This window comes from Pelagibacterium flavum, assembly GCF_025854335.1.
Taxonomy (GTDB): domain Bacteria; phylum Pseudomonadota; class Alphaproteobacteria; order Rhizobiales; family Devosiaceae; genus Pelagibacterium; species Pelagibacterium flavum.
Genome location: NZ_CP107716.1, coordinates 471,036 through 492,443 on the forward strand (window position 1 = coordinate 471,036; position 21,408 = coordinate 492,443).

Here is a 21,408-nt window from a genome sequence, read left to right on the forward strand (position 1 = left end):
CAACCGCCGCGAGCTTGCTCGCCCGTTCAAGCCAGTGGGCTACAATCTTTGAGGTTTGCTTCACGTCCGATGAAGGCCTGGAAACCCAGCCGATAGCCATCAACGGGTGTCATCGTCTTTGGTATCCATTTCATTGGCAGCCTTTTCGCCCGGCCGTCTTTTCGGCTCAGACCGTATGCATATTCGCTTTTCTCGCTGTTGGTCTTTGCGGCCATCCATAGCAGAGCGCCGTAGAACGTCTCAATCATTGCCGGTCAGGCCCACGATCCTCTCGTTGACGAGACTTCCCAGCTCGATTAGATGCCGCGTGCGCCCGCGGCGCTCGACTTGCCAGGTGCGCATGTCGCCACCCGCCCGTTACGCCTGATGACGGTTGCATACGGCCCAGTCGCGCTTGAGTGCGGCCCGTGTAGCGGTCAGTCTCCTTTAACTCAGTTCTACTGAGGGACTGAGTTGCGGACAGGGCGAGATCCGCAACGGTCCCAAACAGCAGCAAGGATCGAACATCGCCGTTTGGTGGAATATGCGAAGCGCCCCACAATGCAGGACCACAAAAATTCGATGGCGTGTAATGGCCACCACGGCGCCAGGGGTCGGCCTTGTCTATGTCGGCGTGCAGAAAGCGAGAATGGATTTTGCAGAGACAAGCCCTGCGATGATCAGAAGGAGGCTGAGCGGAGACACAATGAGCGTGATCCAGGCCTGCCATTCAGCGGAAATCCACGCCAACACCACGGTGCGGAAATTGCGGCGTGAAAGACCCACCCAAGCAAAACGAGGGAAAGAACCCCGTATGTCGCAAGATAGCCATTGCGGCCCATGAGCCTAATGAGGGTTGGTCGCACACCGGGGAGTGATGGTATGAGGTGGGACAGAACGAAGAGTGATATTGCCAAGAGGTTGACCATTGTCTCATCCGGCTTGAGCGGGGCCGCGCTCGTGAAAGTGCGGCCCCTCGCTGACTTTTTAAAGCTCGAGCACCTCGTATGCGGTTTCGAAACGCTCTTCTGCCTTTGGCGGCAGATTTGTGGCCTTGGCTTCCTCCAGATTGGCGGGGCCGTCCCCAACCTGGATCAGGGTAACCATCCCCATGCCGTAGTGGGGAGTGCATTTAATGCCGTATACGCCGCCGACATCGAACGTGAGAGTAACAGTTTGCCCAATAGTGGTGCGAAAAGTTTCTGCTCCATCTGGCAGCATGCCCGCTATGGCCTCGGCATTGTGCCCCGGATCGGTTGCGACAAACGTAACCGTGTCGCCAGGTTCGATCTTGATGGCGGCGGGCTCAAATACCATCACGCCGGCGTCGCCCTTGTTGAGCATCTGAATTTCGTGATCTGCCGCCCAGGCGGGGCTCGTAGCAAAGCCCATCGTCAATACGAGTGCGGCGAGAGTGACCTTATGCATTTCGAACTCCATTGTGAGGGTGAACTTCGTGTTCGTCTCGTTGGTAGCGCATAGGGAAGCCCTCATCCTTGTGCTGGATCAAGTAACCCGGCCCCGTTTCGAGCGTGAGGAGAGGACATCAAAAAAATTGACGTTTGGGCAGCACCCCAGCCCCGGGGAAATCGAGCGCGGTGGGCCGGCCAGCGCGGCGCGAACTTTTGCCAATTTAAAGTTGTGGCTGCGGCACAAGCGGTCCCAGAGCCGGAGAGCGCAATAGGAAGCTGTGCCATCCGTATGTGCGCAGGCGTCGGCGCGCACCGTCATTTGACCAGCATATCGGCGCGGACCTCTTCAGCTTTGGAGCGATATTGTTGCGCAACCATCCACGCCTTGAGGGGGCGGAGAGGAGGAACACAGGTCAGAAAGATCAAGGGCACAGTAGTGGCCAGGTGCACCCATATCGGCGCCCGAAATGCGACCTCGAGCCATAGGCCGAACACGACCGCGGGAATGCATCCCACCATGAGAATCAGGAACGCCGGGCCATCGGCGGGATCCGCAAAACTATAGTCGAGGCCGCAAGCCTCGCAGTCCTTCCGCAGGGTCAAAAATCCCTTGAACAGCTGTCCTTCACCGCAGCGTGGGCACCGAGCGCGCATGCTTGTGCCGATGCCGAGGGGTGTTTGGTTTTGATCACGTGTCATGATGGCTCCCGCTTACGATGTTGGGGTGGGTCGCATGGACGCCCTCCACGCTGTCGGCAGGTGTGTGTTTGAATCCGAACAGGCCCGCTCTCAAGCTCTGGGCAATTCGCGATGCCTTGCCTTCGAGGGCATTGGCAACGACCGGATCGAAGATCTCCCTGGCTGTCTGTGACCACAGGGCCAGCCAGCGGGAGAACAGGGCAGGCGTCAATCGCGATGCGAAGGAGAGATGGGCACCGAAGGGGTTGCCCTTGTAACGGCCAGAGGTAAGCATGACCGAAGACCAGAAATCGGTCAGACGATTAATGTGATCATCCCAATCCTCTACGGTATCGGCGAAAATCGGGGCCAATTCACCATCAGCGCGAACCTTCTCGTAGAAGCGCGTTACCTGCAGTCTCAGCCCATCCTCGCTCAGTTCGGTCATTTGCGAGCTCCAAATTGGTTGTGAAGGCAGACTGGTACATCAATCTAATACATGCAATAGCAATACATCATTAAACCTGCGACATATTGGAAACTTCGATGCGCCTCACGCTTCATACTGACCTGGCATTGCGGGTGATGGTCTATCTGGCTCAGTATCAGGATCGGCTGTGTTCCATTTCGGAAATTTCGCGATTCTACGATGTATCTCACAATCACTTGGTCAAAGTGGCTCATGGGCTGGTCAGGAAGGGCTACATCGAAAGCGCGCGCGGTCGAATGGGTGGTCTTCGACTGGCGCGTGCCGCCTCCGAAATATCGGTCGGCGAGATCGTCCGGTCGATGGAGGACTGTCTCGACCTTGTCGATTGCACGACCTGCCGTTTGGCACCGGGATGTGGCCTGAGGGGCCTGATAGGGCAGGCCATGGCTGCGTTTTTGCATGTTTTGGACGAATGCACGATCGCTCAGCTACAGGGTGAGGCGACCGGCATTCTGTCCATACTGTCGACACAACAGTTGCCGCCTACGCAAACACTCCAGCAACGCTAATGCACGATTGAGCGCCGGTGGCGCGGGCCCCCTTGTCTTGCATAGGGGACAGAGCAATGGACGGGGACCAACGGGACACTGCGACGGCAACACTCGCCGACCTTTTGCCGCCGGTTGCATTTGTAGGAATTTGGCCTCGATGGTAGCTCCATTGAGGGCAGCATATGCTGATAAGTTTGAGGTATTCGATAGTGGACCGAACAACTCGTCGTTCGACTGGCTTCCGGTATCCTGACACGCAGCCACCGAGGCTTCGTCCATCTCGTAGGTTCCCGGCATATGCGTATCTGCCAAACAGCGGATTTCCGCATCCCGTTCGGCACCCGGCGGGCCACAGCTTCGGCGCCAGCGAAGAGCCCCTGTCGTGGTGCAACACGAACCCACCAGAGCAGTTCCTATGGGGTGTGGATCTGTTCAACTACTGCTATTATTGGGAGGCTCACGAGGCGTGGGAGCCGTTCTGGCAACACGTTGATCGCAATTCTGAAGAATGGGCCTTCCTGAAGGCGATCATCCTGCTCGCGGCGGCTGGCGTGAAAGTGCGTGAAGGTAAGCACGGGCCGAAGCGGCGCCATCTTGAGCGTGCAGCAACATTGTTGGTCAGGCTGAATGCCGACGTGTTCACACCTGCTATTGGGATGTCACCACAAGTCCTGGCGGATTGTGCGCGGGCGGAGAGCCGCCGATTCTGGCCGTTTCGCGGTCGATCTGGTCTCGATATTTTTCTCCACCCACTACAGGTAGGAGCAGGGAGGTCGTGTTGATCTCCTATAAGACCGACTGTTGATTTCCGCTGAGAAGTGACCCGGTTCAGGGAGATTTTTCCACTGAGAAGTGACCCATGTTTGAACGCTATCCTGCTCGTTTTGGGCGGGAGATTTAGGAGTGTTGGACATGGCGTTTTTGAGCGTTATCCGGCGCTGGCATTTCCGGGACGGTTTATCGATCCGGGAGATTGCGCGGCGCACGGGCCTGTCCCGGAATACCATTCGCAAATACCTTCGGACCGATACGGTTGAGCCGAAGTTCCAGGTTCCAGATCGGCCAAGCAAGATCGATGCTTTTGCCGAGAAGCTGTCAGGCTGGCTGAAGGCCGAGAGCCGCAAGCCGCGCAAGCAGCGGCGCACCATCAAGCAGATCCATGCTGATCTGGTGAGCCTCGGTTTCGAAGGCTCTTATGGTCGTGTGGCGGCCTTTGCCCGTCGATGGAAAGAGGAACGCCAGCGCGAGCAGAATGTGAGCGGCAGGGGCGTTTTCGTTCCTCTTGTTTTTGAGCCTGGCGAAGCTTTCCAGTTTGACTGGAGCGAGGATTGGGCACTGATCGGGGGCGAGCGGATCAAGCTCCAGGTCGCCCATACCAAGCTCTGCTACAGCCGGGCCTTTATTGTGCGGGCCTATCTGCTCCAGACCCACGAGATGCTGTTTGATGCCCACAACCATGCCTTCCGAGTTCTGGGCGGCGTCCCGCGCCGGGGCATTTATGACAACATGAGGACGGCCGTGGACAAGGTTGGCCGTGGCAAGGCACGTCAGGTCAATGCCCGGTTCTCGGCCATGGCCAGCCACTTCCTGTTCGAGCCCGAGTTCTGCAATCCCGCTGCCGGTTGGGAAAAGGGTATGGTGGAAAAGAACGTGCTCGATATGCGGCACCGGCTTTTCCAGCCCTTGCCACGTGCAAACTCGCTCGATGAGTTGAACGTCTGGCTCGAGCAGCGCTGTGTGGCTCTATGGGAAGAGATTGCTCATGGCGCGGAACCGGGTTCGGTTGCCAATTCCTGGTGCATCGAGACGCCGTATCTGATGACCGTGCCGCGGGCCTTTGACGGGTTCATCGAACATACCAAACGGGTCTCGCCCACCTGCCTGGTTCACCTCGAGCGCGTTCGCTATAGCGTTCCGGCCTCGTTCGCCAACAGACCGGTCAGCGTCAGGGTCTATCCGGACCGCATTGTCGTTGTCGCTGAAGGCCAGGCGATCTGCGAGCACAAGAGGATTATCGAGCGGCATCATGGGCAGGGTCACACCGTTTATGACTGGCGCCATTATCTGGCGGTGATCCAGCGCAAGCCCGGTGCCCTGCGCAATGGTGCACCCTTTGCCGACATGCCCGATGGATTCCGGCAACTTCAGCGCCACCTTCTGGGCAAACCCGGTGGCGATCGTGAGATGGTCGAGATCCTGGCTCTGGTTCTCCATCACGACGAACAGGCGGTGCTGGCCGCGGTCGAGATGGCGCTGGAGGCCGGGGTGCCCACCAAGACCCATATCCTCAACCTGTTGCACAGGCTGATCGATGGCAAGCCGGGAACGGTGCCGCCAGTCAGGGCACCGCAGGCCCTTGTGCTGGGCAAGGAACCGCAGGCCAATGTCGAGCGCTACGATACCCTGCGCGCGGACAAGGAGGTGCGCCATGCGTCATGATCCGGCAAGCGCGGCCCTGATCATCATGCTCAAGAGCCTCAAGATGGCAGGCATGGCCCAGGCAATCAGCGAACTCACCGAACAGGGATCTCCGGCCTTTGAATCGGCCGTTCCGATCCTCTCACAATTGCTCAAGGCCGAGATGGCTGAAAGAGAGACGCGATCCATTGCCTATCAGCTCAAGGTGGCGCGCTTTCCAACCTACAAGGACTTGGCTGGCTTTGATTTTGCCAGTAGCGAGATCAATGAGGCCCTGGTGCGCCAGCTTCATGCCGGCGCCTTTATCGACAAGGCCGACAACGTGGTGTTGGTGGGCGGGCCGGGAACCGGCAAGACCCACATCGCCACGGCACTGGGCATTCAGGCCATCGAGCATCACCGCAAGCGGGTTCGCTTCTTTTCGACCGTCGAACTGGTCAATGCGCTGGAGCAGGAAAAGGCCCAGGGCAAGGCCGGGCAGATCGCCAACCGGCTCATCCATTCCGATCTGGTGATCCTTGATGAGCTCGGATATTTGCCCTTCAGCGCTTCAGGAGGAGCATTGCTCTTCCATCTGCTGAGCAAGCTCTATGAGCGCACCAGCGTCATCATCACCACCAATCTCAGCTTTGCCGAATGGGCCAGCGTATTCGGCGACGCCAAGATGACGACCGCGCTGCTCGACCGGCTGACCCATCACTGCCATATCCTCGAGACCGGAAACGACAGCTTCCGGTTCAAAAACAGCTCGGCCCAAACCGTCAAAACCAAAAAGGAGAAAACACCCGGCTTGACCACCTGACCAATCCCAAATCATATCCATGAGGCGGGTCAATTCTCGGTGAAAATACCGGGTCACTTCTCAGCAGAAATCAACACTCCGGACCTTGATCGCCGACATCATCGTCGATGTTGACGATGCGGTGCGGGACGTCGTCCTCACGATCCACTGGCGGGGCGGCCAACACTCAGAACTGCGTGTTCACAAACCCCAAGCGGGGGAACACGGTTGCGCGACAGCTGAAGATGCGTTGGCAGTAATGAGAAGCATGGCAGGTCGTTGGTCTGACGAGCATATCGCCGCGTCGCTCAATCGGATGGGTTTGCCCACCGGCCACGGAAAAACTTGGACGGCGCACCGCGTCTCGTCGGTTCGGCGGGTTCGCGGCATCCATGCCTACCGTTCGGCTGAGAAAAATGGCGAATGGCTCACCATGACCGAGGCAGCCAAGGCTTTAGGCGTTACACGCCACGCGATCAGGCGCCTTATCAAGACCGGCACCCTCCCAGCTGTTCAGGTAGTGCGCGGTGCGCCGTACCAAATCCGTGCCGAAGACCTGGCGTCGGAGACGATCAAAACCGCGATAGCCCGGAAAGGTCGCCCGTGTCGCACCGTCGACGCGAACACGCTTCCAATGTTTACAGACACTTAGCAATGGAGTGCATAATGAAACACGCTTCGCGATGTGACGGATGATCCGCTCGACAGCATTATTGTCGAGCTAAATGCGCCCATCGGTCAGGAACAACTCGAGCCCACCTCCGTGTTTGGCAATGTAGCTCAATGCTTCCCCGAGCGGTGCTTTTGGCGAGACGCGACTGCGATGGTGATCATGGCAATCTTTTATCCGCGCCAGGGCCGGAGCTGACCGCTCCCGGCGCACGGCGAAGCGGTCATCCGGGCGCAAGCGTCGGATATCGGCCTCAATGGGAGGCAATCCGGCTCGCCGGAGCACCCGGTTCCAAGCGGACGGATGCCGTCCCCAACACAATCTCTGGTCCAGCCGATGCCGACGGCTCGCGCATGCGCCCAGGTGTAAATCGGAGGGAGGTCGAGATGGCACGTCCCACCTGATGATCCTCTTTTAGATTGCCGTTCTCGTGGCGGCGGACGGACTGCACGAAGCCCGCCCCTCACTCCGACGGGCGCTGACCGTTCGACTCCCACGGGGAGTGCAGCACCTCGGCGTGCCAATCGGGTGCCGCTAGAGGTGGTGGCGCTTTCAGGGAAGTGCTCATCATTGGTTTTCAGGACTATTTCGAAATTCGCCGAAATAAAACTTGACGGCGAGTCACCTTCATGCGACTTGTTATTCCATGATTATCGAATTAGCAGCCAAACAGCTCGAAGCTCTTGGAAACGTGACGCGCTTGGGACTTTACCGCACGCTTGTGCGGGCAGGACAAAGCGGGCTTGCGGTGGGCCAACTGCAGGAACGTCACGATATGGCAGCCTCCACCTTGTCGCATCATCTGAAGCGACTGATCGACGCGGGACTTGTCCGCCAGGAAAGGTCAGGAACAACCCTCTACTGTCATGCGGAATATTCCGCAATGGATGGTTTGATCGGATACCTATCGGACGAATGTTGCGCTGACCAAAACGGTTGCGGGCCAAGGTGCCTTTCCGACAGCGATGTCGCCTAACCTCTTTTTGTAAGCTATTTCGATATTTCTAGAAATATGGGGTACGGAAATGACCATGAATGACCTGCCGATTGCTGTCATTGGCGCCGGTCCTGTAGGGCTCGCCGCAGCAGCTCATTTGTTTGAGCGGAACCTCGTTCCAGTCGTGTTCGAAGCGGGACGGCAAGCGGGCTCTGCCATTTCGCAGTGGTCCCACGTTCACCTGTTTTCCCCCTGGAAATTCAACATTGATGCCGCCTCCCGAGCGCTTCTGGAAGCGGAGCATTGGCAGCATCCCGATCCTGAGGTTCAACCTACCGGGGGCCAGCTTGTTGAAGATTACATTGCACCGCTTGCGGCCCATCCAAAACTCGCGCCGCACATCCGGTACGAAACCACCGTTGTCGCCATTTCTCGACTCAATCGGTCCAGGCTCGACAATGCGGATCGCGAGAAATCGCCATTTGTCGTCATCTGGAACGACCGAGATGGGAACCGGCATCGGACTCTCGCACGGGCGGTTATCGATGCTTCGGGAACCTGGCATCGGCCGAACCCGATGGGCCGCGATGGTCTCGCCGTCGAGGGCGAGCACGAGTACAAGGACCCGATTGCCTATGGCATTCCCGACGTTCTCGGGAAAGATCGTGATGTGTATGCTGGCAAGCACACCCTCGTTGTTGGCGCCGGTCACTCAGCCATCAACGCCGTTCTCGATCTGCTCGATCTGAAAATCGAGAACCCGCAGACGCGGATCAGCTGGGCAACGCGTTCGGGTGGCACCGACCGCCTGATTGGCGGAGGGTTGAATGATGCACTTCCAGGACGCGGCCTTCTGGGGCATCGCGCGGCCAATGCAGTGCGCGACGGCGGCGTGTCTCTGTTGTCGCCCTTCACGATCAACAAGGTTGAGAGAACGCCTCATGCCTTCAATGTGGCCGGTGAACTGGGTGCAGACGCGGTCAATCTCGCGGTCGACCGCTTAATCGTCGCGACAGGATTTAGGCCCGACTTTTCTTTCTTGTCAGAGCTCAGGCTGACCTTGGATCCTGTGGTAGAAGCCACCCCGGCCCTTGCCCCTCTGATCGACCCCAATTTTCACTCGTGCGGAACGGTGCGACCGCACGGCGCGGTGGAGCTGGCTCATCCCGAGCCTGGCTTCTACATCGTCGGAATGAAGTCCTATGGGCGCGCGCCAACCTTCCTGCTTGCCACGGGCTACGAACAGGTGCGTTCCGTCGTGGCCATGTTGGCTGGAGACGAAGAAGCCGCGCTCCGGGTCGAACTCGAACTCCCGGAGACGGGCATCTGCAGAACCGCGACCGCGGCAACCATCTCGCTCAACGCTAAAAAGGAAATGACTATGAACGCACCCGTCAAGGACGAGCCCCAGGCAGCCGGATGCTGCGGCGGGCCCGCGCCGGCCGGCGTAGAGGCATGCTGCGTCAAAGATGCCGACGCCAAAGCCGCAGGCGAAAGCGGATGCGGCTGCGGATCAAAACCGTCAGCACAGGTAGAACCGAAGGCTAAGCCCGTTGCCTGCTGCGATTAATCCGAAATTGCCCGGTGTCGGTCTCTGAAGCCGGGCCTATCAAAGAGACTTTCCATGCAACTGCCTGACAAAACCGTGGATCGGACGCTCAACTGCACCGAGGCTCGCTTCGACGATGTGCTGGACTACTGGTTTGGCGACCTGCAAGAAACCGGTATGCCGGGCGAAAGCAGCCCTCAGCTTCGACGTTGGAACGGCAAGGACCCGCAGGTCGACAGCGAAATTCGCCGTAGATTTTCTCAACTTCACGAAAAGCTGGCGCGGGATGTCGAACATGGGTGGGTGCCGCACGATTTGCGCCGTCGCCTGGCGGCCGTGATCGTTCTCGATCAGTTTCCACGCAACATGTATCGCGGAACCGCCCGGATGTACGAAACCGACCCGCTTGCACTGGGTCTTTCTCGAGCATCGCTGGGCGACAGATCAGTCGTTGACCTTGATCTGTTCAAGGTGATGTTTCTCTTCATGCCACTCATGCACTCAGAATTGCCTGCAGATCAGGCGGCGATGATCGACCGATTTTTCGCGCTCCAGGCAGCAGCGGCCTCGCGCAAGCTCAACAGCAAGCCATTCTTCGACATGGCCCTTCAATTTGCCACGCGCCATTTCGAGATCATTGACCGTTTTGGCCGCTTTCCCCATCGGAACGACATGCTCGGCCGGGTCACAACGCCCGCGGAAGAAGCCTTTCTCAAGGAAGAGAACGGCAGCTTCTGACTGCATGAACAGCCCGTCGCGTTATCTCGGCCGTGGGCGGGTCGCAACGCGGTGAAGGAGGGCCAAAGCACAATGAGCGAGACCAGCACGACCAGAATAACCACGGCGCTTGGTGTCGTCATGATCTTCTCATGGGGCACGACCTATTACCTGCTGGCCATTCTCTCCGCTCCGATCCAGATCGAAACCGGCTGGTCCGCGACACAAGTTGCTCTGGGACTGTCGATCGGCCTATTGACGTCCGGGCTAGTCTCGCGCTCGGTCGGACGCACCATCGGAGCCAGGGATGGCCGGATCGTGCTTACGAGCGGCATGCTGTTGATCGCGACAGGTCTGGTCGCCTTGAGCCTTGCGCACTGGCTCGCGATGTATTGGGCTGCATGGATCATCATCGGCACCGGAATGGGGGCCGGCCTCTACGACGCCGCCTTCTCGACACTGGGAAAACTGTTCGGCGTCAACGCCAAGTCTGCAATCACCACGCTTACACTCTGGGGCGGTTTTGCCAGCACCATATGCTGGCCAATCTTGAGTGTTCTCGTTGATATGGTCGGGTGGCGGTATGCGTGTCTGGCGTTTGCCGGCCTGCACATCGTTCTGACGGCTCCGCTGTGTGCTGTTGTCCTCCCTTGCGGCAGTCCGGCTGAGCCATCGGCAGAGACAGGGCGGCAGGACTCAAAACTCTCACCGCTCGTTCTCTCGCGTCCTTTCTGGTGCATCTTGGTCGCAAGCATAACGCTTGCCATGCTAGCGTCCTTCTGGTCGGTGCACATCATCGTCATCTTGAGTGCGAGCGGCTATTCCGGTCCGGCTTCGGTTGGCCTGGCAGCACTGATCGGCCCCGCCCAGATCGGTGCCAGGGTCGTGGAAAAGCTCGCTGGAGGGCGGTATCATCCGATCTGGACCATGATCTTCGCAACCGCACTCGTCGCTTTAGGTTTCTTGGGGCTTGGCCTTGGGATTCACGCCGGAGCAGCGCTTGTCGCATACGGAGCCGGTAACGGATTGTGGTCGATTGCGAGGGCGACCATTCCTCTCGTCGTATTTGGCTCCAGCAACTATCCTCACGTCATGGGCTCGATTGCTGCCCCAGCTCTGATCGCTGCCGCATTGGCGCCCTCCGCAGGTGCTTTCCTGATGCAGGCGCTGGGGACGGGCTCAATTGCATCCGTCATGATTATCGTGGCGGCGATAGCCGTGGTGGCGGCGATGACGCTTTTCTTCGATCTGGGGTCCAGTGGCGGCACGGCTGAGGGCACACATCTGCAAATCTGAGCCGGATCAGCGGAATCATGCGTTCGGGCACAGTGGTCCTGCATTAACCCGCTATCGTTTCGATCCGCCCAGAAATTCCAACAAGGGCAATGGTCGTTCGGCAGAAGACCGTATGTGCGGTCCAGTTCGGACTGACCAGCGATGTGGGTGTCAGCGTACTGGTCTGGCTTGAGCGGCGGGGGGGGGGGGGACCCGACTTCTCAGAAGTTGCGGATCCGATGATCCTGCCCAGGACATGCCCGTCCTCCTGCGTATTTGGTGGCAAGGTGGAGCGCGCCTGCTCTGGCGTGATTCAGGTCAATATCGTCGACCAGTCTTTTTGCTACACTATGGGCACAAGCGTGCGGCGTGCTTGTTGTGCCCTGGAAAGTGATTGAGAAATGCTTGAATACAAGATCGAAGCCCGCCGGGTGGATGCTCACGGGTCCATCGCCACGGCAAAGGCCGCACAGATCCATCTCGATACCGATCCAGTTGGTCGAACTGATGCCTTCAACCCTGCAGAATTGATGCTGGCTTCGGTCGCGGCCTGCATTCTCAAAGGCATCGAGCGCGTTGCTCCTATGCTGCACTTTGAGTTCAAGGGCGCTTACGTCGAAATCCACGGCATTCGGCAGGACAGCCCTCCCAAGATGATCTCCATCGACTACGTTCTTACGATCGACACGCAGGAGACAGACCAGCGGCTGGAATTGCTGCACAAGAACATCCGAAAATATGGCACGATCTCGAATACTGCCGCTGCGGCGACGGCACTAAACGGCATCATTCGGAGGCAGGTATGAGTAGGCTGCACACGGAGAAGCATCTCGTCTCGCGTATCGGATGGTTGCGGGCAGCAATCCTGGGTGCAAATGATGGCATCGTTTCGACAGCCAGCCTCATCGTCGGCGTTGCCTCGGCAGCACAGGGGACTTCCGAGATTCTTGTCGCGGGGGTTGCCGGACTGGTTGCTGGATCAATGTCGATGGCGGCAGGCGAGTATGTCTCGGTCAGCTCGCAGTCCGACACGGAGCAAGCGGACCTCGAACGAGAACGGATAGAGCTTGAGACACAGCCTGAATCTGAGAAGGAGGAGCTCGCGCACATCTACGTCATGCGTGGCCTGTCCGATGAGCTTGCGCAGCAAGTCGCCGACCAACTGGCGGCCAAAGACGCACTTGCTGCCCACGCAAACGATGAGCTTGGCATCTCGGAGGTGACTACCGCGCGCGGCTTTCGACATTGAGCTGCACTTCTAGTCCGGCACCAGACTGTGACTGGCCGCCCGGCCGCTGCAGGAATAGCACTAGCTTCAAATCGCAGGTGGAGCCAGCCTCGTCCTGGAAGGCTGGTCGCCCTGGAAGCACCCTTACCTGTTGTTGGTAATGCCGCCACCTTTGCCATTGCCAGTTCCCCAGCTGTTGTGGCGGTCATTGCAGTTGCGGCCCGGCGTGATGCTGGGACTGTAACCCGCACACATTGTTTCGGCTTCTCGACAAATTTCGCTGGTTAGGCGCGGAATCGAGAAGCTGCGTTGAGAGAGTGGAACGTCAGACTGGAAGACGAAACGAAACAGGGGCGCAAAGGGATATTGACCTTCTGCCATCACGACGCATCTTCCCGCCGCCAGAACGAGTTGGCCACTCGGGACGTCGATCAGGTCCCCTGCTTCTCGGGCAGCCATACCGTTGGCGGCAGCGCTGCTGATAACCTCCGCCTGACCCTCGGAAACCGGGATGCCTATTGTGAGGCGCATTCCAGTCCTTTCGACATCGAACGGACGCATCACAGCTTCACTGATTGAGAAATAGTCGATGATCTCGGACTGGGACGTCTCCCCGATTGCGCGGCGGGCCACAAGTTCGCTGAGCGAGCTCGTCAGAGTGTTCAGCTTGCGGTCTGCGGTCAACGCCTGGCTGATATCGACCGATCCCAAAAAGAGCAAAAGCAGGAACGGTGCGATCAAGGCGAACTCGACGGCTGCCAAGCCTCCTGTTGCGCCGCAGAAGGAACAGCCAAGCTCGCGTGCCCTGTCAAAGCGGTTCATCATGCCCGATCCAATCCTCCGGTGTCGTGTGGGCCCCTGAAGGCGATCCGGACGATCCCACGGCAACGGTTAATCGCGCGTGCAACAGCGCGGTAAAAAGCGAATAATGCGCTGGTGATTGGTTCTGATCTATCTCTACACATCTGCGTGCCCGGATCACTGCCGGGCAAGTCATGTAAATTCAGACGCGTTTGTTTACCTGTTGTTAGAGCCTGACCAGCATAGTTCGTTCACCTCGGCAGAAGCCCGAGTTTTCCGTGCCCCAGAATAAGGTGCCAAAAATGTCTGATATTACGCTCTCGAAGGCGGTTCGCTCGAACCTGCTCTCCCTCCAGAACACTGCTGACATGATGTCGGCAACCCAGACCAAGCTTGCCACCGGCAAGAAGGTCAATTCGGCCCTGGACAACCCGACCAACTTCTTCACTGCCTCTTCTCTGAACTCGCGCGCCGGCGACATGAACTCGCTGCTGGACTCCATGGCCAATGGTATCCAGACGCTCGAGGCTGCCGATAACGGCCTGTCCTCGATCACCAAGACGCTGGAATCCATGCAGTCGACGCTGCGTCAGGCCCGTCAGGACAAGTCGTTCCAGACCGCGTCCTACACGATGGAAGATTCGTCTGTTGCCGGCGATAAGGTTTCGTTCTCCGGCGGCGCGGTTGGCGCAACAGCTGCGGACGTCAACCTGACCAAGGGCACCGCGGGCGAAGTCAGCTACACCTTTGGTAGCGCGATTAACCTCGATGATGGTACTGACACGGCATCCTTGTCCTTCGATATTGCCGTAGACGGCGGTGCCACCCAAGCAGTCACCATCGATGCCACAGACGCCGCAGCGGTTGGCAACGGTGACAACACGATCGACGATGCTGACGAACTAACAAGCATTCTCAACAGTAAGATTACGGGTGCGACGGCCACAAATGACGGCGGCACCATCACAATTGCGTCGGATACGGATGGTACAAGTTCGTCGGTCGCCGTCACCAACTATACATTCAATGGCGATGTCGACAGCAACACCACTTCTGTGACGGATACAACCGGCCTCGGCAATGCAAGCGGCACCGGCGGTGCCGACGGCGGCGACACCAAGACAGTTGATGAACTCGTTTCTGAGATCAACAACAACTCAGCACTTGAGGGCAAAATCCGCGCCTCGAACGACAACGGCAAGTTGCGCATCGAGAACCAGTCGACCCAGAAACTCAACGTGGGTGGTGTCAGCGCTGACGGCAACGTCGATGGTACGTCCTCTGGCGCCAACTCGATCGAAGGCAACTCCGTTCGTGCGGGTCTGGCCGACCAGTTCAACGAACTGCGCGACCAGCTCGACAAGATCGCAGACGACGCATCGTTCAACGGTATCAACCTGCTGCGCGGCGACAACCTGCAGATCACGTTCAACGAGACCGGCACGTCGGAAATCAACATCCAGACCGAAGGTGGCGAGACCATCAACTCGGGCAATCTGGGCGTTCCGACCACGCTTGAAGCCTCTGACCTCGACAGCGACGCCAACATCGACTCCGTGCTCGCAGACGTAAAGTCCGCGATCAACGAAGTCCGGTCGCAGTCCTCGACCTTCGGTTCGAACCTCTCGATCGTCGAAAACCGTCAGGACTTCACCAAGAACATGATCAACACGCTGGAAACCGGCGCGTCCAACCTCACCCTGGCCGATGCCAATGAGGAAGCCGCCAACCTTCTGGCCCTGCAGACCCGCCAGCAGCTGTCCTCGACCGCTCTGTCGATGGCTTCGCAGGCTGATCAGGCCGTCCTGCGTCTGTTCTAAGAGCAGCAAATCGGCTAAGCGAGGAGGCGGTCCAGAAGGACCGCCTTTTTCGTTGGAGGTGACAATGGCGCTGAAGATCAACTTGAAGGCGGGCGAGAGACTTCTTATCGCGACATCCAGGCTGACGGTTGCTTCGGAAGGCTACACCACGATCATCATCGAGGGCGACCTTCCGGTCATGCGCGAGAGCGAAAGCATCACCCTTGAGCAAGCCCAAACTCCACGGGCCCGAATCTACTATCACATGCAGCAGTTTTACCTGTCCCAGAGCGCTGAGCACATGAAAATCGTACAAGCCATCTCTGAGACGCTAAGCGATGATGAACGTGCTGAGGTTCAGCATGTCCTCAACCATGTCGAAGCCGGTTCGATCTTTACGGCGCTGAAGGCGGCGCGAAAATTTGCCCAATTTTAGGCGAACGCACCATCCGCCCTCTTCATTGATATGACCTGGTTTTTGCTGAACGGTTCTACCGATAGCTGTCGTTCTCTGAGATGAAGATACGGCAAATGACGAGCAAGCCAGATGGGCCGGCACCGAAGCCGCGCGGAATTATGCCACGCTTAAAATCAGTTGACGAAAGACCATCGAGACGTCTCGCGAGGAAAGCGGCGTCTTCATCGCTCGCATAGTGTGCAAATCTGGACTTGCACTCGTCTGCACTGGGAAAGCCTTGGCCGTCCTCTCAGATGTCAACGACGAACTCGGGCGTGGCGGCAAAGCCAGCCTCAGGCAGCGCGGCCCTTTCACGGTCGCCATTTCATATTTGACGACGAAGAATGATCTCGTAACTGTAATGCTGAGCCGGCAGGGTATTGACAGTAATTATTCTGTTCACTCCATCCGCGTCTCGATAGCAGCGCCGAAGTTCGAGCGCATGCGCCCCAGGTTGCACCTGCAGGGCTTCCGCGAGGGCGGCCGGGACGGGGACAGCACGCACAGACTGATGGATCTCCCGGATTACAACGGCATGGCGTTCCTCCAGGAGCGTGTAAACGAGACCGGCGTAGTCGGGCACCTCCTCGGCTATGTCTGCGTAGTCCTCACACAGATAGATATCGGTCCAGGCGACCGGCGCCTCCTGCCCGTCGATGTGACGCGTCTGGCGGATCAGCACCCACCGGCGCCCCGGCCGATCCTGAAGGCTTTTGGCCAATGCCTCGTCTGCAATCATGGGCGTGATGGAGTGCACCTGGCGCCAGGACGGTCCTGCGAACTCCATCAAGTCGCCTGTCGCTGACATCGTGTGCACATAGCTGGGAGGAGGCTCGGTCGAAAGCACCCGGGTCGGTGCGCCTTGACGCCGCTCGATCAATCCGAGCTTTTGAAGCTGCATCAGAGCGTTCCGAATGGTGGAGCGGCTCGCGCCGAACTGATCGCAAAGGACGGCTTCGCTCGGCATGGTGGCACCGACCTGGAAATGTCCGGCCCGCAGGTCCGCCAGCATCTGCCTTACAACTTCGGGGTAGCGTTTCTTCACTTTTCAACCTCCCTGGGGACAGCGCGAATAACAAGTTTCAGCTTGACCGCTGCTCTTCTACTGGATAATGTCCGTACATGTCAACTCGTTCGTACAAGTTTTCTGGGAGGAAAAACCATGGACAACGCGGTAGGGAGCGAGCGCGCTGGCGTCTCGGATCCTGTGGAGACTGATGAACTCGATGCCGAGGGGCTGGACCGGAGCCTCCCCGGAGTCCTGGCCATTGCGTTGGGCGCCCTGTCAGTCTCATACGCGCTGTTTCATCTCGCCGTTCTGAACTTCTGGTCGATTGACGAATGGGTCTATCGCGTCGTGCATGTGAACATGGGCGCGATCCTGGCTTTTGTCGGGCTCAAGGCGCGCTCACGTGAAAAGTTGCTTTACGTCGCTCTTCCGGACTTGCTGCTGGTAGCAGGGGCCGTTGCTTGCAGTGCCTACGTGGCGATCAACCTTGATCAGCTCATCATGCGCACCGGCGTGATCACCACGGCTGCAGATTTTGCCTGCGGGGTCGTCGGCACGCTAATCGTTCTCGAATTCGCACGCCGGGTCTCGGGCCTGGTGCTACCGGTGATCGCCCTGCTTTTTGTGGCATATGTTTTTGCCGGCCCCTGGCTCCCGGGGATCCTTCGGCACTCCGGCTTTCAACCGGACAATCTTTTCTCGTTCCTCTACAGCCAGGACGCGATCTTTGGCATGACGGTCGCCGCCTCGTCGCGCTACATCGTCCTTTTTGTCGCCTTTGCCGTTTTCCTGCAAGCTTCCGGCGCAGGCGAATATTTCATGCGTCTGGCCATGGCTCTGTTCGGGGCCGCCCGCGGTGGGCCCGGAAAGGTTTCGGTGGTTTCCGGGCTGCTCTTTGGCACCGTTTCGGGCTCGGCCGTCGCCAACGTGGTGGCTTCAGGCACCTTCACCATCCCGATGATGCGCAGGGTGGGCTACTCGCGCGAAAGCGCGGGCGGGATTGAGGCAGCGTCGTCTTCAGGAGGGCAACTCGCGCCACCCATTATGGGCGCGGGGGCTTTCATAATGGCCGAGATCACCGGCATTCCTTACTCTGAGATCGTCGTGGCCGCAGTGCTGCCCTGCCTGCTCTTTTATATAGCAATATTTATGACGGTGGATATGCAGGCGCTCCGGCTTGGTCTGCACGGCATTCCACGCAGCGAACTGCCAAAAATGCGCGCGTTGGCGCGCGACGCCTTTATGCTGCTGCCATTGGTGGTGCTGCTCTATCTGCTGCTTTCAGGCTATTCGATCATTGCTGCAGGTACCTGGGGGCTCGCAGCGACGCTGCTTGTGATGATGAGCCGCGAAATCGGGCTGCGCTCCGAGGTGCTGGCATTGCCCCTAATTCTTTTTGTGGTTCTGCCGTGGACTGGCATGCAGGTCAATTATGCCGGGGCTATCGCAACGGTCCTGAGCATGCTGGCTATGGTGGCTCTGGCGTTCCTGTTGGGCAAGGCCGATCAACTGCCCAGAGTGGTCAGAACAATGGCCACAACGATCTATCGGGGGCTGGCCGATTCCTCGCGCAAATCGCTGCAGCTCATCAGCGTAATGGCTTGCGCCGGAATAGTTGTGGGCGTGTTGGGATTGACTGGCCTTGGGGGGCGTTTTTCGTCCTTACTGCTGTCGGTGGCCGGCGACAGTCAGGTGCTTGCGTTCATTCTGGCCATGCTGGTCTCTATTGTCCTTGGCATGGGCATGCCCACGACAGCGGCATACGCTATCGCTGCAGCGGTTGTCGCACCGGCACTGCAACAGATGGGCGTTTCAGCGCTGGCGGCCCACATGTTCGTGTTCTATTGCGCAGTCATTTCCGCGATCACCCCCCCTGTAGCCATTGCGGCCTTCGCTGGAGCTGCAATCGCAGGCGGAAAGCCGTGGCCAACCTCGATTGCCGCAATGCGGTTCGGAATTGCGGCCTTCGTTCTTCCCTTCATGTTCTACACCAGCCCAGAAATTTTGCTGCAAGGGGCATGGTTTGAGACAGCGCACGTCTTTGCCACGGCATTGCTCGCGATCTATCTGATCGCAGTCGCTGGAGAAGGACAGATGTTTGGTGCCATCGGCGCCATGGAACGACTCTTTGCTCTCGTTGCCGCGCTTTTGTTGCTCTGGTCGAGCGTTTCCACCGACATCGCCGGGCTCGTCATCGCTGTTGCTTTGCTGGTCTGGACCAGACGCAACGCAAGTCTTCGTTCTCGCAGGACAGCTTGAGCTTTATCCCTTCACCCACCAGAGAAAGTCAACCGAGGAGGAACTCATGACTATTTTTACCAGGACACTTGTGGCGGCAGCGATCGCGACAACGGCTGCTCTGCCGCTTTCAGCACAAGAAGCACCGTCCTCAATGACCATTTCGACGGCGTCGCCCGGAGGCGTGTATGCCGTCTATGGCGAGGGGCTGGCGCAACTGATCAGCAGTGAGGTGGGCATCCCGACCTCAACCCGCCAGACACAGGGGCCGGCACAGAACCTCGTTCTCCTTAAATCAGGTCAGACCGAACTGGCCATGACAACGGCAGGTCCGGCCTATGAAGCGATGAACGGACTGCTCGAACTCGACCCCGGTAATTCCTATCACGATTTGCGCGCGCTTTTCTCGATGTACCCCACACCGTTCCAGATGGTCGCACTGGCCGACGGTGGGATTTCCTCGCTCCAGCACCTGGATGGCAAGCGGGTTGGCGCAGGTCCCCGGTCAGGGACGGGCGGCATCTATTGGGAACGCTGGCTCGATGACCTGGAAATCGGGGCGGCACTCCAATATGGGGGTATCGGCGATCAGGCCAGCCAACTCGCTGACGGTCGCCTGGACGCAGTCATACTGGCGGGTGGTGTTCCCCATCCCTCGATCTCCGAGTTGGAAAATACGCAGGACGTTACCATCTTCGGGATGTCCGATGAGACCGTAGAAGGCATTCTCGATACCAATCCCTATGTGGTCGAGTTCAATATCCCCCAAGGCACCTACACATCGCCCCAGCAGGATTTATCGACCGTGGCGATGTGGAATTTCGTGGTCGTTGACGCGTCAATGTCGGACGCCGTGGCCTACGAGATTACCAAGGCCGTCATTGAGGGTAACGCACGCATGATTTCCACTCATGCCGCCGCCAAGGACACGATTGCGGAAAACATTTTGAGAAATACCTTCATTCCGCTCCACCCCGGGGCCGCCCGCTATTACGAAGAGATCGGCTTTTCGATCCCGGCAGCAATTGCTCCACGATAGATCGGACAATCGCATGAGCCTTGCATCGACCGCACCGGGGCTGTTGTCTCAGACGACGGGATATCAGCGCGCAGCCAGAGTCTTCGGCGAATCCGGGACGGTCGATGCATATCTGCACTTCGAAGCAGCCCTGGCTGAAGTCCAGGGCAGTCTTGGGATCATACCATCTGGCGCCGTGGACCATATCGTTGCCGCGTGTCGCCCGGAGAACCTCGATCTTGACGCGCTGCGTCATTCAGCTGCGACGGTGGGATACCCGATCGTGCCCTTGGTGCAGATGCTGGCCGATCTCGCCGGCGAAAATGGACAGTGGGTGCACTTTGGCACCACAACGCAAGATGTCATGGACACCGCCCAGGTGCTCCAGCTGCGAGAGGCATTGCGCACGGCGCTGACCGATGCCAGGAGAGTCGAACAGCTGCTGGCAGCCCTGTGCCATCGGCACAGAGACACGCCGATCGCCGGTCGGTCCAAATTGCAGCACGGCGTGCCGATTTCGTTTGGTTACAAGATCGCCTTATGGCTCGATCAGCTGGCAAGAACGCGAGCCGGACTTGGCCGTGCGCTGGATGAAGCGTCGGTTCTGCAATTCGGGGGCGCTGTGGGAACACTGGCGTCTTTGTGGCCGGACGGCATGAAGGTCCGCCGTCGGCTGGCCATTCGGCTCTCGCTGTCCGAGCCTGATATTTCCTGGCACACGTCCCGTGATCGCATGGCGGCACTGGCGAGCGCTGTAGCGTCCTATATGGCTGCGCTTGGAAAGATGGCAGGGGATGTGGCGCACCAGATGTCGACCGAGGTGGGGGAACTCTCTGAACCTGCCGCAGCAGGTAGAGGCAGCTCGTCAACCATGCCGCAAAAACGGAACCCCGTGATCTGCGAGGCGATCATTGAAGCAGCTCGGAGCGTTCAGCACGTGCCGGGGATGCTGCTTGGTGCGATGCTGCAAGAACATGAACGTGGCATTGGCAACGGATACCGCGAACGTGCCGCCCTTTGTGATGCGGTCCAACAGCTTTCGGGTGCCATTTCACTGGCAGAAGAACTGTTGAGGGGACTCGAGGTGAACGAGAGCCGCATGGCAGCAAATCTGAACTTAACCAATGGGTTGATCTACAGTGAAGCGATGATGATTCATCTTGCGGAGCGGATCGGTCGAGTGGAGGCGCATCGAATTTTGCATGAGGTCGCGCGGCAAGTGACCGAAACAGGTGCAGAACTCCAAACTGCGTTCAGCCAGGTCGCTGGCACACCGCTTCCCGTAAAGGCACTGTGCTTTGACTCGCAGGTGGAAGCTGCACAGGGGATGATTGAACTGGTGTTGAAAACTGTAGCGTTTGACCATGCCGACAGCGGGTCAGAGCCGACCAATCAGTGATAGGGGCAAATAGCGCGAGGCGAAGCGGGCCGCTCATTTCTTCGGCCGTCTGATCGGCAAGC

General features: G+C 58.6%; 22 protein-coding genes and 2 pseudogenes. 16 read left to right on the forward strand and 8 right to left on the reverse strand.

Going from position 1 to position 21,408, the window contains the following annotated elements:
- Positions 1-26 precede the first annotated feature (26 nt).
- The 5 genes from OF122_RS19715 to OF122_RS02395 form a co-directional block, all read right to left on the reverse strand.
- On the reverse strand, positions 27-248 hold the full coding sequence (locus tag OF122_RS19715; protein WP_408636288.1) for a hypothetical protein: 222 nt from the start codon (positions 246-248) through the stop codon (positions 27-29).
- Between the two features lie 411 nt (positions 249-659).
- A complete protein-coding gene (locus OF122_RS19720; RefSeq protein ID WP_408636289.1) occupies positions 660-908 on the reverse strand; it encodes an NnrU family protein in 249 nt (82 codons plus the stop codon).
- Between the two features lie 58 nt (positions 909-966).
- On the reverse strand, positions 967-1,407 hold the full coding sequence (locus OF122_RS02385; RefSeq protein ID WP_264226264.1) for a pseudoazurin: 441 nt from the start codon (positions 1,405-1,407) through the stop codon (positions 967-969).
- A gap of 299 nt (positions 1,408-1,706) precedes the next feature.
- Entirely contained in the window at positions 1,707-2,090 is a 384-nt protein-coding gene (locus tag OF122_RS02390) for a DUF983 domain-containing protein (RefSeq protein WP_264226265.1), read from the reverse strand.
- The gene (locus OF122_RS02395; protein WP_264226266.1) at positions 2,080-2,517 is read right to left on the reverse strand and encodes a group III truncated hemoglobin; all 438 of its coding nucleotides are present in this window, start codon (positions 2,515-2,517) and stop codon (positions 2,080-2,082) included. Before OF122_RS02395 ends, OF122_RS02390 begins: the two co-directional genes overlap by 11 nt.
- Positions 2,518-2,615: 98 nt before the next feature.
- On the opposite strand from OF122_RS02395, the gene OF122_RS02400 reads away from it, so the two are divergent.
- From OF122_RS02400 to OF122_RS02420, 5 genes and pseudogenes are all read left to right on the forward strand, one after another.
- Positions 2,616-3,068 carry an RrF2 family transcriptional regulator gene (locus OF122_RS02400; RefSeq protein WP_264226267.1) on the forward strand — a complete coding sequence of 151 codons (453 nt, stop codon included), beginning with the start codon at positions 2,616-2,618 and terminating at the stop codon, positions 3,066-3,068.
- Between the two features lie 404 nt (positions 3,069-3,472).
- Positions 3,473-3,832: a DUF309 domain-containing protein gene (locus tag OF122_RS02405; RefSeq protein ID WP_264226268.1), complete on the forward strand. Its 360-nt coding sequence runs from the start codon at positions 3,473-3,475 to the stop codon at positions 3,830-3,832.
- Positions 3,833-3,962: 130 nt separating this feature from the next.
- The gene (gene istA, locus OF122_RS02410) at positions 3,963-5,489 is read left to right on the forward strand and encodes an IS21 family transposase (RefSeq protein ID WP_264224548.1); all 1,527 of its coding nucleotides are present in this window, start codon (positions 3,963-3,965) and stop codon (positions 5,487-5,489) included.
- Positions 5,479-6,270: an IS21-like element helper ATPase IstB gene (gene istB, locus OF122_RS02415; RefSeq protein ID WP_264224549.1), complete on the forward strand. Its 792-nt coding sequence runs from the start codon at positions 5,479-5,481 to the stop codon at positions 6,268-6,270. The genes istA and istB overlap by 11 nt, the downstream gene beginning before the upstream one ends.
- A gap of 64 nt (positions 6,271-6,334) precedes the next feature.
- Positions 6,335-6,901, forward strand: a pseudogene (locus OF122_RS02420) (helix-turn-helix domain-containing protein); the annotation flags it as partial.
- Between the two features lie 69 nt (positions 6,902-6,970).
- Here the strand turns inward: OF122_RS02420 and OF122_RS02425 are convergent.
- The gene (locus OF122_RS02425) at positions 6,971-7,312 is read right to left on the reverse strand and encodes an IS66 family transposase (protein ID WP_408636290.1); all 342 of its coding nucleotides are present in this window, start codon (positions 7,310-7,312) and stop codon (positions 6,971-6,973) included.
- 253 nt (positions 7,313-7,565) lie between these two features.
- On the opposite strand from OF122_RS02425, the gene OF122_RS02430 reads away from it, so the two are divergent.
- The 6 genes and pseudogenes from OF122_RS02430 to OF122_RS02455 all read left to right on the forward strand — a co-directional run.
- Positions 7,566-7,895 carry an ArsR/SmtB family transcription factor gene (locus OF122_RS02430; protein WP_264226269.1) on the forward strand — a complete coding sequence of 110 codons (330 nt, stop codon included), beginning with the start codon at positions 7,566-7,568 and terminating at the stop codon, positions 7,893-7,895.
- Between the two features lie 55 nt (positions 7,896-7,950).
- Positions 7,951-9,426: an NAD(P)-binding domain-containing protein gene (locus OF122_RS02435; RefSeq protein ID WP_319019405.1), complete on the forward strand. Its 1,476-nt coding sequence runs from the start codon at positions 7,951-7,953 to the stop codon at positions 9,424-9,426.
- Positions 9,427-9,480: 54 nt separating this feature from the next.
- Complete coding sequence (locus OF122_RS02440) at positions 9,481-10,143, forward strand: DUF924 family protein (protein WP_264226271.1); 663 nt, start codon at positions 9,481-9,483, stop codon at positions 10,141-10,143.
- Between the two features lie 72 nt (positions 10,144-10,215).
- Positions 10,216-11,418 (forward strand): MFS transporter, encoded by a 1,203-nt coding sequence (locus OF122_RS02445; RefSeq protein ID WP_264226272.1) that lies wholly within the window; start codon positions 10,216-10,218, stop codon positions 11,416-11,418.
- A gap of 380 nt (positions 11,419-11,798) precedes the next feature.
- Complete coding sequence (locus OF122_RS02450; protein WP_264226273.1) at positions 11,799-12,203, forward strand: OsmC family protein; 405 nt, start codon at positions 11,799-11,801, stop codon at positions 12,201-12,203.
- Positions 12,200-12,631 (forward strand): annotated as a pseudogene (locus OF122_RS02455) (VIT1/CCC1 transporter family protein); the annotation flags it as partial. The gene OF122_RS02450 and the pseudogene OF122_RS02455, both read left to right, overlap by 4 nt.
- 138 nt (positions 12,632-12,769) lie before the next feature.
- On the opposite strand, the gene OF122_RS02460 reads toward OF122_RS02455, so the two are convergent.
- Positions 12,770-13,450 (reverse strand): TadE/TadG family type IV pilus assembly protein, encoded by a 681-nt coding sequence (locus OF122_RS02460; RefSeq protein ID WP_264226274.1) that lies wholly within the window; start codon positions 13,448-13,450, stop codon positions 12,770-12,772.
- Between the two features lie 254 nt (positions 13,451-13,704).
- Here OF122_RS02460 and OF122_RS02465 point away from each other — a divergent pair, with 254 nt between their 5' ends.
- Together OF122_RS02465 and OF122_RS02470 are read left to right on the forward strand one after the other, a co-directional pair.
- On the forward strand, positions 13,705-15,246 hold the full coding sequence (locus OF122_RS02465) for a flagellin N-terminal helical domain-containing protein (protein WP_264226275.1): 1,542 nt from the start codon (positions 13,705-13,707) through the stop codon (positions 15,244-15,246).
- A 64-nt stretch (positions 15,247-15,310) separates the two neighbouring features.
- A complete protein-coding gene (locus OF122_RS02470) occupies positions 15,311-15,661 on the forward strand; it encodes a flagellar biosynthesis repressor FlbT (protein ID WP_264226276.1) in 351 nt (116 codons plus the stop codon).
- 346 nt (positions 15,662-16,007) lie between these two features.
- On the opposite strand, the gene OF122_RS02475 is transcribed toward OF122_RS02470, so the two are convergent.
- Complete coding sequence (locus tag OF122_RS02475; protein WP_264226277.1) at positions 16,008-16,727, reverse strand: GntR family transcriptional regulator; 720 nt, start codon at positions 16,725-16,727, stop codon at positions 16,008-16,010.
- Between the two features lie 117 nt (positions 16,728-16,844).
- On the opposite strand from OF122_RS02475, the gene OF122_RS02480 reads away from it, so the two are divergent.
- The 3 genes from OF122_RS02480 to OF122_RS02490 are packed head-to-tail and all read left to right on the forward strand — an operon-like array spanning position 16,845 to position 21,346.
- Positions 16,845-18,950: a TRAP transporter permease gene (locus OF122_RS02480; RefSeq protein WP_264226278.1), complete on the forward strand. Its 2,106-nt coding sequence runs from the start codon at positions 16,845-16,847 to the stop codon at positions 18,948-18,950.
- A 46-nt stretch (positions 18,951-18,996) separates the two neighbouring features.
- Complete coding sequence (locus tag OF122_RS02485) at positions 18,997-19,968, forward strand: TAXI family TRAP transporter solute-binding subunit (protein WP_264226279.1); 972 nt, start codon at positions 18,997-18,999, stop codon at positions 19,966-19,968.
- A gap of 13 nt (positions 19,969-19,981) precedes the next feature.
- The gene (locus tag OF122_RS02490; protein WP_264226280.1) at positions 19,982-21,346 is read left to right on the forward strand and encodes a class-II fumarase/aspartase family protein; all 1,365 of its coding nucleotides are present in this window, start codon (positions 19,982-19,984) and stop codon (positions 21,344-21,346) included.
- The last annotated feature ends 62 nt before the right edge of the window (positions 21,347-21,408 follow it).